Origin of the sequence: Cryobacterium sp. MLB-32 (assembly GCF_000738085.1) — a bacterium.
Lineage (GTDB): Bacteria > Actinomycetota > Actinomycetes > Actinomycetales > Microbacteriaceae > Cryobacterium.
Window position 1 is genome coordinate 1 of record NZ_JPRS01000445.1, and the last position, 720, is coordinate 720.

Genomic DNA, 720 nt, shown 5'->3' on the forward strand with positions numbered 1-720 from the left:
AACCCGCGTGTCCGCCCTATCCCTAACAGGGAAAGTCATCAACTGGATTCCGTTCGTCCAGCGGTATGTTCAGCACGAACGTGGCCAGTCATCACGTTGGGATTACAACGGATCCGTTTTCGATGGGTTCGCCGTCCAACAGACCGACCGAGTGGCTTCTCCGGCAGTCTCACTCCGCGTTCTTGTGACTTTGGGTGCAAACCAACACGCTGGATTTGAGCGCCTTGTCCGCCATCTGGTCACACTCCTGCCGTCGAACTGGGAAATCTTTTGGCAAACTGGACCCACGGACGTAACTGACCTCGACATCGTGACCCACGTAGCCATCTCCTCGGATGAGATGACGGCACGCATGGCTTGGGCTGACGTCGTAATCGCGCATGCCGGAACAGGCTCCGCGCTCATGGCCCTTATGTCCGGAAAAATTCCAATCGTTGTCCCTCGCGGCCTCGGTCAGGGCGAACATGTTGACGAGCATCAAAAGGACCTTGCCGCTGAGCTGACCAGACTGGGCCTGGCAACGGTACGCCGCGTAGAGACACTCACGCTTGAAGACATCCGCTCGTCAGTGGGACAACGTGCGGTCCTCGACGCAAGCCTCCCCCCGCTCAGATTCCAAAGCAAATAAGAGGGGCGTCGAGGCGCTCAGCGTCCATGATTTGCCTATTGCGGTCGCCGACAACGTGTCAGCGCCGTCAGCTTCGAAGAAGCTCAAGAATC

Annotated in this window: 1 protein-coding gene; it reads left to right on the forward strand. The window is 57.9% G+C overall.

Annotation, left to right across the window (positions count from 1 at the left end):
- Positions 1 to 628: glycosyltransferase (locus JF66_RS19285; RefSeq protein ID WP_231556516.1), on the forward strand; the 628-nt coding region annotated here is incomplete at its 5' end.
- Between the last annotated feature and the right edge of the window lie 92 nt (positions 629 to 720).